Annotated in this window: 13 protein-coding genes; 2 read left to right on the plus strand and 11 right to left on the minus strand. The window is 59.1% G+C overall.

The window, feature by feature from the left end:
* Window positions 1-57: 57 nt before the first annotated feature.
* The 10 genes from AB5Z09_RS04050 to mscM form a co-directional block, all read right to left on the minus strand.
* On the minus strand, window positions 58-1,182 hold the full coding sequence (locus tag AB5Z09_RS04050) for a M20 family metallopeptidase (RefSeq protein WP_368194693.1): 1,125 nt from the start codon (window positions 1,180-1,182) through the stop codon (window positions 58-60).
* 25 nt (window positions 1,183-1,207) lie between these two features.
* Window positions 1,208-1,675, minus strand: coding sequence for a YjiG family protein (locus AB5Z09_RS04055; protein WP_005335063.1), 468 nt, complete (start codon window positions 1,673-1,675; stop codon window positions 1,208-1,210).
* Entirely contained in the window at window positions 1,672-2,400 is a 729-nt protein-coding gene (locus AB5Z09_RS04060) for a nucleoside recognition domain-containing protein (RefSeq protein WP_005362292.1), read from the minus strand. The genes AB5Z09_RS04055 and AB5Z09_RS04060 overlap by 4 nt, the downstream gene beginning before the upstream one ends.
* Window positions 2,401-2,660: 260 nt before the next feature.
* Window positions 2,661-3,017, minus strand: coding sequence for a fumarate reductase subunit FrdD (frdD, locus tag AB5Z09_RS04065; protein WP_005335059.1), 357 nt, complete (start codon window positions 3,015-3,017; stop codon window positions 2,661-2,663).
* 10 nt (window positions 3,018-3,027) lie between these two features.
* A complete protein-coding gene (locus tag AB5Z09_RS04070; RefSeq protein WP_005335058.1) occupies window positions 3,028-3,426 on the minus strand; it encodes a hypothetical protein in 399 nt (132 codons plus the stop codon).
* Window positions 3,427-3,442: 16 nt separating this feature from the next.
* A complete protein-coding gene (locus AB5Z09_RS04075) occupies window positions 3,443-4,177 on the minus strand; it encodes a succinate dehydrogenase/fumarate reductase iron-sulfur subunit (protein WP_005335057.1) in 735 nt (244 codons plus the stop codon).
* Window positions 4,170-5,954, minus strand: a complete 1,785-nt coding sequence (gene frdA / locus AB5Z09_RS04080; RefSeq protein ID WP_005362288.1) for a fumarate reductase (quinol) flavoprotein subunit — start codon at window positions 5,952-5,954, stop codon at window positions 4,170-4,172. The genes AB5Z09_RS04075 and frdA overlap by 8 nt, the downstream gene beginning before the upstream one ends.
* 509 nt (window positions 5,955-6,463) lie before the next feature.
* Window positions 6,464-8,341: a methyl-accepting chemotaxis protein gene (locus AB5Z09_RS04085; protein WP_058059222.1), complete on the minus strand. Its 1,878-nt coding sequence runs from the start codon at window positions 8,339-8,341 to the stop codon at window positions 6,464-6,466.
* A gap of 155 nt (window positions 8,342-8,496) precedes the next feature.
* A complete protein-coding gene (locus AB5Z09_RS04090; RefSeq protein WP_368194694.1) occupies window positions 8,497-9,180 on the minus strand; it encodes a glycerophosphodiester phosphodiesterase in 684 nt (227 codons plus the stop codon).
* A 24-nt stretch (window positions 9,181-9,204) separates the two neighbouring features.
* Window positions 9,205-12,486, minus strand: a complete 3,282-nt coding sequence (gene mscM / locus AB5Z09_RS04095; protein WP_368194695.1) for a miniconductance mechanosensitive channel MscM — start codon at window positions 12,484-12,486, stop codon at window positions 9,205-9,207.
* A gap of 155 nt (window positions 12,487-12,641) precedes the next feature.
* On the opposite strand from mscM, the gene AB5Z09_RS04100 reads away from it, so the two are divergent.
* On the plus strand, window positions 12,642-13,979 hold the full coding sequence (locus AB5Z09_RS04100) for an MATE family efflux transporter (protein WP_368194696.1): 1,338 nt from the start codon (window positions 12,642-12,644) through the stop codon (window positions 13,977-13,979).
* Between the two features lie 88 nt (window positions 13,980-14,067).
* Here the strand turns inward: AB5Z09_RS04100 and AB5Z09_RS04105 are convergent, their stop codons facing one another.
* Window positions 14,068-14,889 (minus strand): peptidoglycan DD-metalloendopeptidase family protein, encoded by an 822-nt coding sequence (locus tag AB5Z09_RS04105; RefSeq protein ID WP_368194697.1) that lies wholly within the window; start codon window positions 14,887-14,889, stop codon window positions 14,068-14,070.
* A gap of 302 nt (window positions 14,890-15,191) precedes the next feature.
* Here AB5Z09_RS04105 and AB5Z09_RS04110 point away from each other — a divergent pair, with 302 nt between their 5' ends.
* Window positions 15,192-15,971, plus strand: a complete 780-nt coding sequence (locus AB5Z09_RS04110) for a BPSS1780 family membrane protein (RefSeq protein WP_042082651.1) — start codon at window positions 15,192-15,194, stop codon at window positions 15,969-15,971.
* Window positions 15,972-15,985: the final 14 nt, after the last annotated feature.

Genomic DNA, 15,985 nt, shown 5'->3' on the forward strand with positions numbered 1-15,985 from the left:
GATACACAGAGGGCCAGCCGGAGCAAACCGGCTGGCCCTTTTTTACGTGAGAGGCTGTCAGGCCGCCAGACGGGTCAGTACCTTCACCAGCAGCTCGATGCGCGGGGCAATGCTGGTCAGATCCAGATACTCCTCGTCACTGTGGAAACCGGCACCGATGGGGCCCAGACCATCCAGAGTAGGGATGCCGAGGGCAGCGGTCAGGTTGGCATCAGAGCCGCCCCCCACCTCTTGCCAGCTGATCGGCAGTCCCAGTTCGGCGCCACACTCTTCCACCAGCAGCATCAGTGCCTGAGTACCCTCGGACGGCACCATGGCCGGTTTGTGGGCCTCGCGGGTCAGCTGGATGGTGACACCGTCCAGATGGGGCCGCTCGGCCAGGGTCAGCAGATGATCGTCGATCTGGTGGTACTCCTGATTGTCCCAGAAGCGGACGTCTACCACGGCGCTGGCATGGGCCGGCACTATGTTGGCGCCGTTGCCCCCCTCGACAATGCCGATGTTGAGGGTGGTGCCGCTCTCGAAGTTGGTCAGGGCGTTGATGGCCAGGATCCAGTGGCCCAGCTCGGTGATGGCGCTGCGCCCCTTCTGCGGTTCGTTGCCCGCGTGAGCCGCCTTGCCAGTGAAATCGATGCGATAACGGGCCATCCCCTTGCGCGCCTTGACCAGCGAGCCATCGGCGCGGGCCGCTTCGGCCACCAGCACCTGTTTTGCCTGTTTGGCCACCGCTGCCAGCCAGTCACTGGAGTGGAGGGAGCCGATCTCCTCGTCCGGGTTCATGCAGACGCAGATGCTCAGGCGATCGCGCACCTCGCGGGGCAGTTCACGCAGGGCATAGACGATGTTGAGCAGGCCGGATTTCATGTCGGAGACACCGGGACCGTAAGCGCGCTCACCATCGATGCTCATCGGGCGGGCGGCGGCGGTGCCGAGGGGGAAGACGGTATCCATATGGCCGATCAGCATTACATCGATCTGTGCCGCATCAGGCTGGTTGCGGATCTCCAGTCCGACCCCGGCGATGCCGCAGTCGACCCGTTTGATCTGCCAGCCGCCCATCACCTCATATTTGGCGGCCATCAGGTCGGCCACTGCCGCAATGCCCGGCTGGTACAGGGATCCGCAATCCAGATTGATCAGCGGGGCCAGTTCGGTCAGGTATTGATCCAGAGAAAAAGTCATTGCTTACTCCACTATCAGGTTCGGGTCAGAGAAGGATGTTCATCACCAGCATGGCGCCGAAGGCGTTGAGTACCGAGATGGCGACCATGATGGGGATGTAACGCCCTTCGGTGCCGATGCAGCCGAGGATGCGGCCCATGTACTGCACCTGGGAGCCCATCAGGTAGATGGCTGGCGCCAGAATGGCGATGTGAGTGCCGTTGAGGATCCCCTGATCGAACAGGGTGATGACCACACCGACCGCACCGCCCATCGACATCCAGGCGCCGATCAGCACGGCTGCCGCCTCACCGGGCAACCCGAAGATGGCCATGACAGGGGAGAAGATGGCGCCCATGGCATCCAGCGCGCCGGTGATCTGCAGCGCCTTGATGATGACGAAGGCCATCAGTACGTTGGGTACGGTGGAGGTGGTGGCGATGACCCAGCCCTTCTTGGCCCCTTCGACGAAGATATCGGTGACGATGGGTTTCTTGATGTTGGCCTGGCTCATTTGGTTTGCTCCTGAGTGTTGAGGGTCTGCTGGGTGTTGTTATCGGTCTGCTTGCCTTCGCTCATATTGAGGTAGACCCGGAACAGGTTGGCCCCGACAAATTTGAAGGCGAACATCACGATGACAGCAAGACCGATGGAGGAGCTGACCGCCGGGCTGCCATCTGCCAGTGTCAGGGTGAACAGCACGGCGCCGGAGGAGAAGAAGTTGACGATGGTGGCACCAGCGGAGAACTGGAACATGGTGAACACGTCGGTTTCACGCTTGGTGATGAGCCCTTCATCCTTGAGCTGACGAGTCATGGCGGCACCGGCATCGGTACTCTGCAGGGAGGCGATCAGTGCCAGACCTGTATTGCCCGGGATCCCCATCAGCGGACGCAGCAGCGGGGTCAGCAACTTGCGGGCCGCTTCCAGCGCGCCGTAGTGCTCCAGCACATTGATCATGCCGAGGGCAAACATCACGGTGGGGATCAGGGTCAGGGCGAACAGAAAGCCGTCTCTCGCCCCGTTGCCCCCCTTGCCGCGCATGTCGGTCATGGCGGTCTTGATGCCGTCACCATTCTCGCTGACGCTCTGGACCATGGTTCCGAACGAACCGTTCAGCGTGGTGAAATCGAATACCCCGTACCACTCGCCGGATTGCAACAGTCCGGAGAAGAAGACCACGGCGAAGGCCAGTGCCAGGTAACTGCCTATGCTCACCGAGCGTGTTTTGTCTGTCATTAGCTAGCTCCATATGAATAATTATTTAATCTGAATAATTATAATTGATATGGATGTCACTAAATTGATGGTGGTCAAAATGGTTTGCTGCAAATGGAGAATGTATTGGGGTTATGTGACTGTGATCGCCATATGCTTGGACGATAATCTGGTTTTTATCGAATTGTTTGAGTGAATAAAAAGCAGAGGCGGGATAGCGGGGCAATAAAAAACCGGGCACGAGGCCCGGTTTGCTCAATCAATCAGTCAGTCAGATGTGATTACTGGAGTACCAGCACCATCAGCAAGCCGACGCTAATGGCAGATACCAGGAAGGCAAAGCCATAGAACACATAGTGGTGCAGCTTGGTGGTGTGGATCCCCAGATCGTGCAGACCGTGGTAGATACGGTGCATACCGTGCCAGACTGGCAGGGCGATGATCACCAGCAGGATGCAGGCACCCCACCAGGAGCTGGCGAACGCGTGCACGCGGTCATAGCTCATGGTTTCCACGTCCATGATGCCCATGGGCACCAGCAGACCGGTGATGAGGACAATGACCGGCAGCAGCATGGCAACGACCATGCCACCCGCACCAAACAGACCCCAGTAAATTGGTTCGTCAGAACGTCTCATTGTTTTCTCCTCAGGCCACGATGATCAGGACAAGCAGGGACACCACCGCCAGCGCCACATACTGGGCGAGAACGATCGGCTTCTCCGGTACCAGGTCTTCACCACGGAAGATACGCATGGCTTTCGGCGCCAGGGCGAACCAGGTTTTGGCATGGAACAGGCACGCCGCCAGAGCGACGACATGGAACAGGATGGCGATCGGGCTTTGCAGGGATTCCAGCCAGCCGTTGAACGCTTCCTGACCCTGAACCAGGCGCATCAGGCCCCACATCAGCACAACGGCGTAGATGGAGACGAAGATACTGGTGCCTTCACGGATCATGTAACCGGTGTAGAAGGCGTTCTTCAGCCACCAGTCTTTCTTCATTTCGCGGACGTAAGGTTTACGTTTGCTATCAGTGTTGTTCATGGTCTCAATCCTGCTCTCAATCTGGCTTGAACATGGCGATCATGTAGTCCTTGGCGCTTTCGACCTTGCCAAGCTGGATGGCCGCCGCCGGATCGACGCCTTTCGGGCACACTTCGGAGCAGTAGCCCACGAAGGTACAGCCCCAGACGCCTTCGTCCTGGCTGATGATGCGCATACGCTCTTTGGCACCAGCATCACGGTTGTCGACGTTGTAGCGATAGGCCAGAGCCAGTGCCGCCGGACCGGTGAACTTCTTGTTGATGCCGTACTGCGGGCAGGCCGCGTAGCAGAGACCACAGTTGATGCACTGGGAGAACTGCTTGTACTGCGCCATCTGGGCCGGAGTCTGGATGTACTCGCCATCACACAGGCTGCGCGGCTCGCTCGGGATGATGTACGGCTTGATGCTCTCCAGCTTCTCGATGAAGTCGGACATGTCGACCACCAGATCGCGCTCGATCGGGAAGTTGTTGAGCGGCTCGACGGTCATCTTGCCCGGCAGATAGTCGCGCAGGAACGCCTTGCAACCCAGCTTGGGCACACCGTTGACCATCATGCCGCAGGAGCCGCAGATCGCCATCCGGCAGGACCAGCGGAAGCTCAGGGTAGAGTCCAGGTGATCCTTGATGTACTGCAGGGCGTCCAGCAGAGACATCTCTCTCTGGTATGGCACCTGGAAGGTTTGCATCCAGGGCTCGTTATCCTGTTCCGGACGGTAGCGCAGGATCTCAATTTCAATCATCTCAGCCATTCTTCTTAGCCTCGTCTTGTTTCTCACCCTCGGAGCCGTACACGCGTTTTGCCGGCTGGGACTTAGTGATCTTCACATCGGAGTAATCGATGGAGGGCGTTTCGCCATTTTGGTAGAACGAGAGCGTGTGCTTGAGGAAGTTCACGTCATCGCGCTCTTCGTAACCATCCAGACGCTGGTGGGAACCGCGGGACTCTTTACGATTGATGGCGGAGTGCGCCATGGCTTCAGCCACGTCCAGCATGTAACCCAGTTCGATGGCGTACAGCAGATCGGTGTTGAAGACAGAGGACTTGTCGTTGATCTTGACCTTCTTGTAACGGGCTTTCAGCTCGTTGATCTTGTCGATGGTGCCCTGCATCAGCTCTTCGGTACGGTAGATACCGACACCGGCTTCCATGGACATGCCCAGTTCGTTGCGGATGTCTGCCGGGTTTTCAGTACCGTCTACGTCCATAAGGGAGAGGTGCTGCTTGATGAGCGCCTCGGCCTTGGCGGCCAGCGCTTCGGTGTTGCCATGCTTCTGAGTCTTGGCAAATTCACCTGCCTGCTCACCGGCCAGCTTGCCGAATACCACGATCTCGGACAGGGAGTTGGAACCCAGACGGTTGGCACCGTGCAGACCGACGGAGGCACATTCGCCCGCGGCGTAGAGGCCGGGCAGACGGGTGGCACACTTGTTGTCAGTCTCGATACCACCCATGGTGTAGTGGGCAGTCGGACGTACCGGGATAGGCTCTTTGGCCGGATCCACGTTGACGTAGGCTTTGGCCAGTTCGCAGATGAACGGCAGACGCTCTTTCAGGTACTTCTCGCCAAGGTGACGCAGGTCGAGGTGAACCACATCGCCCATCGGGCCCTGAATGACGCGGCCTTTCTGCTGCTCTTGCCAGAATGCCTGGGAAACGCGGTCGCGCGGACCCAGTTCCATGTATTTGCTCTTCGGCTGGCCGATCGGCGTTTCCGGGCCCAAGCCGTAGTCTTGCAGGTAGCGGTAGCCATCCTTGTTCAGCAGAACGCCACCCTCACCACGACAACCTTCGGTCATCAGGATGCCGGTACCCGGCAGACCAGTCGGGTGATACTGAACGAATTCCATGTCACGCAGCGGTACGCCGTGACGGTAGGCCAGTGCCATGCCGTCGCCGGTGACGATGCCACCGTTGGTGTTGTAGCGATAGACACGGCCAGCGCCGCCGGTTGCCACGATCACGGATTTGGCCTGGATGAAGCGGGTGATACCGTTCTGGATGTCGAAGGTCAGTACGCCCTGAACGCGGCCGTCGTCCACGATCAGATCAAGACAGAAATGCTCGTCGAAGCGCTTGATGCTCGGGTATTTGACGGAGGTCTGGAACAGGGTGTGCAGAATATGGAAACCGGACTTGTCTGCGGCGAACCAGGTACGCGGAACCTTCATGCCACCAAACGGACGCACGTTGGCTTTGCCATCCGGCTTGCGGCTCCAGGGGCAACCCCAGTGCTCCAGCTGGATCATCTCTTTGGTCGCGTTGTTGACGAAGTATTCCACAACGTCCTGCTCGCACAGCCAGTCACCACCGGAGACGGTGTCGTTGAAGTGGTTTTCGAGGGAGTCGTCATCACGGACGACACCGGCGGCGCCGCCTTCGGCAGCAACCGTGTGGCTGCGCATCGGGTAAACCTTGGAAATCAGGGCGATGTCCAGGTCTGGCTGTGATTCGGCTATAGCGATAGCGGCGCGTAAGCCGGTACCGCCAGCACCGATGATGGCCACATCGGTCTTGATAATATCCACATCTGCCTCCTTAGGGATAGATTTGCTGGGCACGATTTTGCTCTATGAAAAAAATTCAGGCTTGATGCAAGTCAAACTGCTAGGTTTTATTCCCTTTTTATTGGTTATTTTTCTATAAAACACCCAAATCCCTGGATGAAAATGTCGTTATTATCGTCATTTTTTGGTGTTACTGAGCAGTTGAACACCTAGCTACGAGCACTTTAACTTCTGGATTGTACGTAGTTTTCTTTCAATAAAATGCGAATCACCTCTCTTTTTAGGTACTCGCGAAAAAAATTTTAAGTTTTTTATTGTAATTTTTTAATGAGAATTATTGGCATTTATCTATTCGGATAGAAATATGTAATCCGAAATGCGGCGGTAACCACGGCGGTGATCTGATAATTCCAGACGAATTACAAGGATTTCAAGGCGGGGTATTTGGCGGGTAATGTGAGATTACTCACTGAAAATTAAGCGCTATTTAGAAAAATAAAAGGGGCCTGTACGGCCCCTTTTGCTCATGCTCAAATGCGGAACATGCCGACCTGATTGCTCAGTTCACCCGAAATATTTTTAAGTTGTTCAGAGAGATGGCGTGAGCTGTCTGCATCCACTGCCAGTTCGTCCGAGACATCTTTCACTGCCTGAATGTTGCGGCTTACCTCGTCGGTGACGGCCCGCTGCTCTTCAGCCGCGCTGGAGATCTGGGTCGCCATGTCGGAGATCTGGTTGATCGAGGTGGTGATCTGCTCCAGCGCGTGGGTGGCGTTGTTGGCGTCATCCACGCTGTTCTGGGCCAGCAGCTGGCCTTCGTGCATGGTGCTGACCGCCCCTTGGGTATTGCGTTGCAGGGTTTCGATCATATTGCGGATCTCGACGGTGGAGCTGTGGGTACGCTGTGACAGGACGCGCACCTCGTCGGCTACCACCGCAAAGCCGCGGCCCTGTTCACCGGCACGTGCCGCTTCGATGGCGGCGTTGAGTGCCAGCAGGTTGGTCTGCTCGGCGATGCCCTGAATGGTGGATAGGATGGTGTTGATCTCCTGGGCGTTTTTCTCCAGTTCCTGAATGATGTTGGAGGCCTGTTCCACCTGGGTGGCCAGATCGGTGATGGAGCGCTGGTTGCGGGCGATCACCTGCTTGCCATGCTCGCAGCTGCTGGAGGAGCTGCGGGCCGCTTCGGCGGTTTGCTCCGCGTTGCTGGCAACCTCGACCGCAGTGGCCGACATCTCGTGTACCGCAGTGGCGATCTGGGAGATCTCGTTTTGCTGGCGTGCCAGCCCCTGATTGGCCTTCTCCGCCATGCTGTGGGAGGACTTGGCCTGCTGGTTGAGTTGGCCGGAGGAGTTGGAGATATCCTGCACCATCACATGGATCCGCTCGATGAAGGTGTTGACGTGTTTGGCAACCGCGCCTACTTCATCCTCACGTTCAATCTTGATGCGGCGGGTCAGATCGCCGTTGCCACGGGAGAGATCGGCAATCGCTTCGCCCAGGGTTTTCAGAGGGGCCAGCGAGCCGTTGATGGCGACATAGGAGAAGCCTGCCACGATCAGTATGGTGATAAGCCCCTGAATGAGGGAGGAGGTAACCATGCGGCGTACCGACTGGTAGGCGATCTCTTCATCCACCATCATGCCGTAATACCAGTTGGTATTGGGAATGGCATTAAAGTCGTAGACCTCTTTCTTGCCGCTGATCACCAGCTCGTTGATCATGCCGTCATGGGCGACCTGATTGATGTAGGCGGCAGTCAGTTCCGGTGCCAGAGCGGTGGCGGATTTCAGGCTCAGGGAGGCATCGGGGTGCGCGATGATGGTGCCATTGCTGTCCACCAGCATGGCGTAGGTGCCCTCGGTGGTGACCGCCAAAATATCCGAGATCAGTGAGCTGATGGAGACGTCACCGGCGATGACCCCCTGGGTATTGCCACGCTGGAACGGCTCGGCAATGGTGACAATCAGCTGGCCGGTGGAGATATCGGCATAGGGGGCTGTGATGACCAGCTTGCCTGCGGCGGCCGCGTCCTTGTACCAGGGGCGTTGACGGGGGTCATAACCGGCGGGCAAATCAGTTGGTTTGCTCTGTATCATTTTGCCGTCTGCGGTACCGGCATAGACCAGGTCGAAGCCACCGGCATTCATGGACTGGGCCAGATGACTGATGGGCTCATCTTCTTTGGCGAATGCTTCCTTGGTGGTGCTGACCATGCTGATCCGGGCGTCGACCCAGCGGGAGATCCCCTTGACGTTGGCCATGGAGCTTTCGTCGATGATGTTCCAGACCAGTCGCTGGGTCTCGCTGCGCAGTTGCGAGGTGTTGTACCAGACCTGCAGGCCGGTGATCACCAGAATGATGACCCCGATAGCCAGAACAAGCTTGTTTTTAATGGATAAGTTCATAGTTACATCCTTGTGAGCGTCAGTCTGAAGTGTGTGTGGAATCTAGTTATTGTTATGAGCCTCTGTTTATCGGCTGAAGTTGAACTCTTTGTATCCCGGTCAGCTATTTAAAGTTAGTGCCTAAATCAGTGGTTATCCATGCGCGTATCGCCCCCTCACTGCGTCAGAAAACGATCTGGTCGATTGGTGAAGATTCCATCGACCCCCATGCTAGAGAGCGTTTCATAATCTTCTGGATAATCAACGGTATAAACCAGAACTTTGAGCCCCCGGCGATGTGCATCATCGACCAGCGCGGCGTCGATGAAATCAACATCGCAATTGATGGACCAGGCCCCCAGCTTGTCGGCAAACTGCGCCAGGTTGAGCGGCAGGTTGGCGGTCAGGGCACCGAGCCGGATATCGGGCCGCAAGGCGGCAAATCGGGCCAGCTCCGGGTGATGGAAGGAGGAGACCACCCACTGGCCGGGAGTAAAGCCCAGCTCGGCCTCTGCCCGTCGGGTCAGGGCTGCCACCGCATCGGCGCTATGGGCGCCTTTGAGCTCGATATGCAGCTCGCAGCGTCCGGCGATGATCTCCATCACCTGCCACAGGGTCGGGATCACCTCTCCCTCACCGGCATCGAGCTGCTCCAGATAGGAGCGGGATTGCTCGGTCAGCACCCCCTTGCCATTGGTGCAGCGCTCCAGCCGTCGGTCATGGAAGACCCACAACTCGCCATCGGCCGCCTGTACGTCGATCTCGATGGCTGATGCTCCCAGCTCCAGCGCTTTGGCCATCGCCTTGAGGGTGTTTTCGGGGGCCAGACCGCTGGCGCCACGGTGGGCAATAATCTGCATGTTCTGCTCCTTGTACCTCGCGGATCAGCCGCGGCTCAGGTGAATGTCGATCTGTTGATGGGGTAGGGTAAGTCCCTGCTGCTGCATCTTCTCCAGCACCAGCGAGTGAACCTCGTGAGTGATGGGCATCCGGTGATCCATGTTGTTGACGTAGAGGCGGATCTCGTAGATCAGTGCCGAGTCGGTGAATTCGATCAGGAAGACCTCTGGCGTCGGCGTCTCCAATACCAGGGTCGATGCCTGGATGGACTCTTCCAGAATGCGCTGCACCAGTTTCGGATCCCGGGTCAGGCCGATCCGGATCCGCAGTTTGACCCGGGTGATGGCATCGGAGAGCGACCAGTTGATGAACTGCTCGGTGATGAAAGCCTTGTTGGGCACGATGATCTCCTTGCGATCCCAATCCACGATAGTCGTCGCCCGGGTCTTGATCTTGGTGACGGTGCCGGTGAGATCGCGGATGGTGACGGTGTCACCGAGCCGGATCGGCTTCTCGAACAGGATGATGAGGCCGGAGACAAAGTTGGCGAAGATCTCCTGCAGACCGAAACCCAGCCCCACCGAGAGGGCGGCGACCAGCCACTGGGTCTTCGACCAGTCGATGCCCAGCATGGAGAAGCCGGTGAGGGCGCCGATCAGGATCACCAGATACTTGCTGGTGGTCGTGAGGGCAAAGCCGGTACCCGGGGAGAGGCTGAGGTGCTGCAGCAGGGTCAGCTCCATCAGCCCCGGCAGGTTGCGGGCAGTCACCACGGTCAGGATAAAGACGAAGGCGGTCAGCATCAGATCCTGCAAGGTGATGGCCGAGAGCTGCTCGATGCCGCCAATCTTGCTGCTCACCTGCCACACCTCGATATTGCTGAGGAAACTGAAGGCGGAGTTGAGATCCGACCATTGCACTACCACCAGCATGGTAAAGCCCAGCATCAGCAGGGTGCGCACCAGTCCCAGCGACTGGGCGCTGATGGTATCGAGATCCAGCTCAGTCTCTTCCACCACGTCCGGGGTCTCGGAGCTGAGCTCGTCATGCCCCTCTTCCCGGCCGCGCTGGGCCAGCATCTCGGCCCGCTTGCTCTTGGCACGCTCGAAGGCAAGGCGGCGGCGCTGGATCAGCATCCAGCGTCTGGCCAGATAGTAGATGAGCAGGCAGCCCAGCCCCATCAGCAGGCTCAGCTCCAGCTGGCGCAGCAGGGTGCGCGAGGTATAGAAGTAGCCAAACAGGGCGCCGATCACTGCCAGCAGCGGCGCCAGCATCAGGCTGTTCCAGATGAAGTGGTGCAGCAGATGGGGCTTGGTCATGTCGGTCTGGCCCCAGGTGAGCGGCAATCGCTCCCGGTTGAGACGGGCAAAGAAGAGCAGCAGCCAGAGTGCACCGATCATGAAGGCCATCCGGCCGAGGGAGTCGTAGAAGGCGTGCTCCTGATAGCTGTTGGCCATCCCTTGCACAAAGAAACTCGGGATCAGCACCAGCAGCAGGGTGCGAAACTGCCCCCACACCTTTTGCACCTGTTCCCGGGGCCAGCGGAAGTGGTGGATCAAAATCCCCCTCTCCAGTGTCAGATGGCGGGCCATCACCAACGCCAGCAGCAGAAACCAGATCTCGCCAAGGCCGCGCGCCACCGCCACCGCAAACGGGTATTGCCAGGCCCCTTCGAGCAGGCCGCGCACCATCAACACCATGGCGGGCAAGGGGAGGGCGGCAAGCAGGGAGCGCAGCAGCAAGCGGCTGGTGAGGCTGAATTTGTCCTGGGTTACCTTGCCGATCCGCGGCGCAATATGGTCGCAATAGAGGCTCAGATGACGGGCCAGTTTGAACCAGCTCCAGGCCAGCACCAGCAGACCAATACCGGCCAGCGTGAGGCTCAGCGGGCTGTTTTCGGCGATGGCGTAGGGCAGTTGCAACCAGTTGTCCGGGTTGAAGGCCAGGGTTAGCGCGGCAGGAATACCGAGCATCACCGGTGGGGTAAAGGGGCGCACATCCGGCATCCAGAACAGGTGGCTGGCACTGATCTCCCGGATCTCGTCGATCTTGCTGTTCTGGCGGCTGTAGAGCAGCTTGAGACGAGTCTGCTCCTGAATGAGGGTATCGGAGGCATCGTTGAGCCGGGTCAGCAGCTGGCGCCGGGCCTTGAGCAGGTTGTCGAGCACCGCTTGTTGCGGCCGATCGAGCGTCACCTCCTCTTCGGCCATCAGCTTGTCGCGCAGCTGACGGGTATCCTTGAGCCCATCTTGCTCGCTCTCGTACTGGTACTTGGCCATGCGGGCGCTGACGATGGCGGACTCCAGCTTGTCGAGGGGGAACTGGGGAGGCAGATCGGAGAGTTTGCTGCGCAGGTTCTCGCCGTAGGCATTACTGATCTGCAGCCACTCCAGCTGTTCGCGTACCGAGTTGACCAGCTCATTCAGTTCAAACAGATTCTTGTCGACGCTGCGCTGCTCGTCTTGCACCCGCTCAATTTGATCTTCCAGTGTACCGAGCTGGATAGAGAGCGCCTGATTCTGCTGTTGCTGCTCCAGCAGCAGCGGCATGTCGGTGGTGAGCTGCTTGCGCAGCCGCTCGCTCTCCTCCAGCGCCTGCTCGGTCTTCTCCCTACGCAGCTGGTTCTGCTGGGTCAGCAGGCTGGCTTGCCACTCATCCTCGTCGGCGATGGCCAGATTGAGCTCCTGCAGTTTCAGCTTGCCGAGATCGTTGCGCTGCTGGGCCGAGAGCTGCTCCAGCTCCAGCATCTGGATCCGGTCGGAGAGGCTCTGCTCCTTCATTCTGGTCAGCAGCAGCTGTGCCTCCTGTTGGCGATCCGATTCGCTGCTGAAGCTCAGTCGCTCCAGCTGGCTGCGGGTCAGTTGCAGCTGTTTGCGCAGATCGTCCACCCGCAGGTGATACTCCTGCCCGGTGCTCTCCAGCTGGTTGAGGCTGTCCATCACCCCCTGCCGCTCCTTGCGCAGGTTGAGCTGGCGGTTGCTGCTCAGGCCAATGGCCTGGCGCAGCGCCTCCTCCTTGAGGCTCGCCAGCGGCGGGCGAGCGGCGGGCTGATAGTTGTGCAGGCTCTCCTTGAGGCGCGCCGACTCCTTGGGGTAATCGATAAGGATCTGCTGATAGGCTTTACTCTGCTCCCGGTAACGCTCGGCCTCTCTGGCAAATTGCAGCGCCTGCTGGTAGCTCTCCCGCAGTTTCTGGTTTTCCGGGGTATCGCTCTTGGGCACGCTCTGCAACAGGGATTCGGCCTGGGCAATGGCATCGTCGGCGCGCACGGCTGGCGGCAACAAGAGAAGGGAGAGCAGCAAGAAGGTGAGCAGGCGTTGCAACATGAGGCTCGTTTCCGTTCAGAAGAGGTGGCCCTAGCCTAAAACAGGGCAGGGAGGCGGGTAAAGCAGTCTATATTAATGATTCATAACACAAATAACAGGAAGTTGTGCTGCCGTTTCGCTATGATCCCGGCCGCTTTCTCTCCACCGAGTCAAATATGTCAGCTGTTGATCTGGGCACAGCCCCGCTATCTCGCCTTTTCTGGCGTTACGTAACCCCGACCGTGGCGGCCATGCTGATCACCGGCATCTATGTCACCATCGATGGCATCTTCGTTGGCCATGTGCTGGGTCAAGATGGGATGGCCGGTCTGATGCTGGCTTATCCCATCTGCGCCGTGCTCTATGCGGTAGGCGCGCTGATCGGTATGGGGGCCTCGTCGCTGGTCTCCTTCTATCTGGGGCAGGGCAACCCGGCCAAAGCCCGCCATATCGTCGGCAATGCCCTGGTGATGGTGTTGCTGGCCTCGGCCCTGCTCAGTTTTATCGGGATCCGTTATGGCGAGCCCATGCTGGCCTGGATGGGGGCGGAGGGGGAGATCTTCACCGCCGGGCTCTCCTACCTGCAGGCCTACGCCTGGCTCGGCGTCTTTGCGGTGCTGTCGATGGCGTTCAGCTCGCTGCTGCGCAACGATGGCCGCCCCGGATTTGTCACCCTCATCATGGTGGTCGGGGGGCTGCTCAACGTGCTGCTCGACTATCTGCTGATGGTAGTGTTTCCGTTCGGACTGGCCGGGGTGGCGACCGCCACTATGCTCTCCCAGGCGGTGACGGGCCTTGCCTGCCTGTGGCACTTCTTCACGCCGCGTAGCCAACTGCGGATAAGCTGGGACACCTTGCGCCCCGATCTGCGGCTGATGGGCGAGACGGTGCGCCTCGGGATATCCAGTTTTCTGATGTACCTCTATCTCTCGGTAGTGCTGGCGCTGCACAACAAGGCGTTGCTGGCGGTGGGTACTTCGCTGCATGTGGCGGCCTACGGGGTGATCAGTTACACCGAGGCCTTCTTCTATCTGGTGTTCGAGGGGATCGCCATGGGTATCCAGCCCATTGCCAGCTTCAACGCGGGCGCCGGTCACTGGCGGCGGGTGTTGCGGATCCGCAATCTGGCACTCGGAGTGACGTTGGGGATCGCCCTATCCGCGATGATCCCGCTCTATCTGTGGCCGGAGGCGGCGGTCTATCTGTTTGCCGGTGACAACGCCACCCTGCGGCCGGTGGCGAGCCTCGGGATCTGGCTCTACTTCTGGGGGCTGCCGATGGAGGGCTTGCTGCTGGTGGGGGCTACCTATTTCCAGGCCATCAACCGGGCCCGCATCGCCTCCCTGCTCACCGGCGGCAAGCTGGTGCTGATCGGCGGTTTCTTGTGGGGATTCTCGACCCTGTGGGGCGTGCCCGGGGTCTGGCTGGCATTGCCAACGTGCAGCTCATTGCTGGTGTTGGTGATGTGGCGGGCGATGCGTCGGGAGTCCGGCGCCCACGCGCTGGCCGGATAGGTAATCAGGTTCGACGTGCAGATAGCAGACAGGCAGCCATGGGCTGCCTGTTTTGTTAGAGGATGTTTTGTTAACGGGCTCTGCCGATTCAGGGCTTGAAGGCGCCGATAAAGATGGCGGGATCGACCCGGGTGTCGTTGAGGCTGACGTTCCAGTGCATATGGGGGCCGGTAGCGCGGCCAGTCGAACCGACTCGCCCGACGATGCCGCCACGCGGCAGGCTCTGACCGAGCTTCACATCTACCTTCGACATGTGGCAGAACATGCTGATGAGGCCCTGACCGTGGTCGACAAAGACGGTATTGCCATTGAAGAAGTAGTTGCCGATCAGGATCACCTTGCCTGCGGCGGGGGACTTGATCGGGGTGCCGGCACCCACTGCGAAGTCGAGGCCGGAGTGGGGATTGCGCTCCTCGCCATTGAAGAAACGACGCAGGCCAAACGGGCTGGAGAGGGGGCCGTTGACCGGCTTGTCGAACATCAGGTTGCTCGGCTGGTTGGGGCTGAAGGTCTGGTAAGCCCGGGTCTGCTCCGCCAGCTCGCGGTTGATACGTGTCATATCCTCGGCGAGCGGATTGACCTGACGGCTGTTCTTGAGCTTGATGTGCTGCTCGCGGTAGTGCTTGGGGGTCACGGTGAAGCCGAGAGTGCGGCCATCACCTGTGGTCAGTTGCTGGGCGCCGGGCTTGCTTTTCAGAGAGATGCCGACGATGGCGATCCACTGGTTGTCTTCGCGCACTACCAGCACGGGTTTGTCGTGATAGCGGGCCGTGGGGGCAGTGGGTGACGCGCCAAGAGGGATCACCGCAACGCCACCCGGCACCGGATGGTTGAGCAGGCGACTGATAAAACCCTCGGCCAGGGCTGACTGGCTGGTCAGTAACAACAACAGACAACAAACAACTCTCATGACGATACCACTCGATGTTAAAACGCCCGGGATGGCGGGATGACAACCCCTTGTCCGGCATTCGTCGATCACTAAAGGGTGATCACGACACGTCGGCCACGACAGGCGCGGCTGGGGAAGGGGGCAGATTGTGCCTCGTTATGGTCGGGGCAGCCAGTGGCGGGGCGTGGCTGATGCCCCTTTTGTGCATAGTTGCGTCAGGTTTTATGTCGTGCTCGGGTTGCTTCGCCATTGAGTCGCCCCCGCCCTGGCTCTAGAATCGGCTTCCGGCACTTATGCCACCGACACTCCGAGGAGACGATATGAACGGATTACCCCCTTTGCGCACCACACCGGCCCGATACACGACAGGTCGTGGCTGGCTCTGGGTTCGCAGCGGGTTCGATATCTTCAACAAGGGGATGGGGATCAGCGTAGCCATGGTGCTGGTCTGGTTTATGGTGGGCATGCTGCTGGAGCAACTGCCGGCGGGGGGCCTTATCTCCCAGCTGCTCTACATGGTGTGGGGCGCGGGTTGGGTGGCGGTCGCCGCTCGGGGTTATCGGGGGGAGCCGCTGCAGTTTGCCGATCTCTTCGCCGGTTTTCGCCACAAGTTGACCCCGCTGATGCTCGGCGGTCTGCTGGTGTTGCTGCTGTTCAGCCTGGTTGGCCTCGTCTGTCTCGGTCTGCTCTCCATGTGGGGGCTGCTCCCGCTGCTGACGCAGGATCCCGAGAGCATGGTGGTCTCTGCCAGCCAGTTGCAACAACTGCTGCTGGTGTTGCTGGTGGGTATGCTGCTTATCATTCCCGTGCTGATGGGGGTCATCTTTGCTCCTGCGCTGATCTACCACCACGATATCGGCATCATTCAGGCGGTACGGCTGAGCTTCTTCGGCTGCTGGCGCAATATTTTTCCCTTCTTCTGGTGGGGGCTGCTCTCAGCCATTTTGTTGCTGTTTGGCGCTGTGCTGTTGCTGGTAGGTCTGCTGGTGGTGATCCCGGCGCTCAACTACTCCATCTATGTGGCTTATCGGGATATTTTCCTGGACGAGAGTGCGCAGCCGGAAGCGCCGCACTCAGAACCATTCGGATTTGAAGCCTGATCAAGGGATCAGAG

Origin of the sequence: Aeromonas sp. R2-2, assembly GCF_040908355.1 — a bacterium.
Lineage (GTDB): Bacteria > Pseudomonadota > Gammaproteobacteria > Enterobacterales > Aeromonadaceae > Aeromonas > Aeromonas veronii.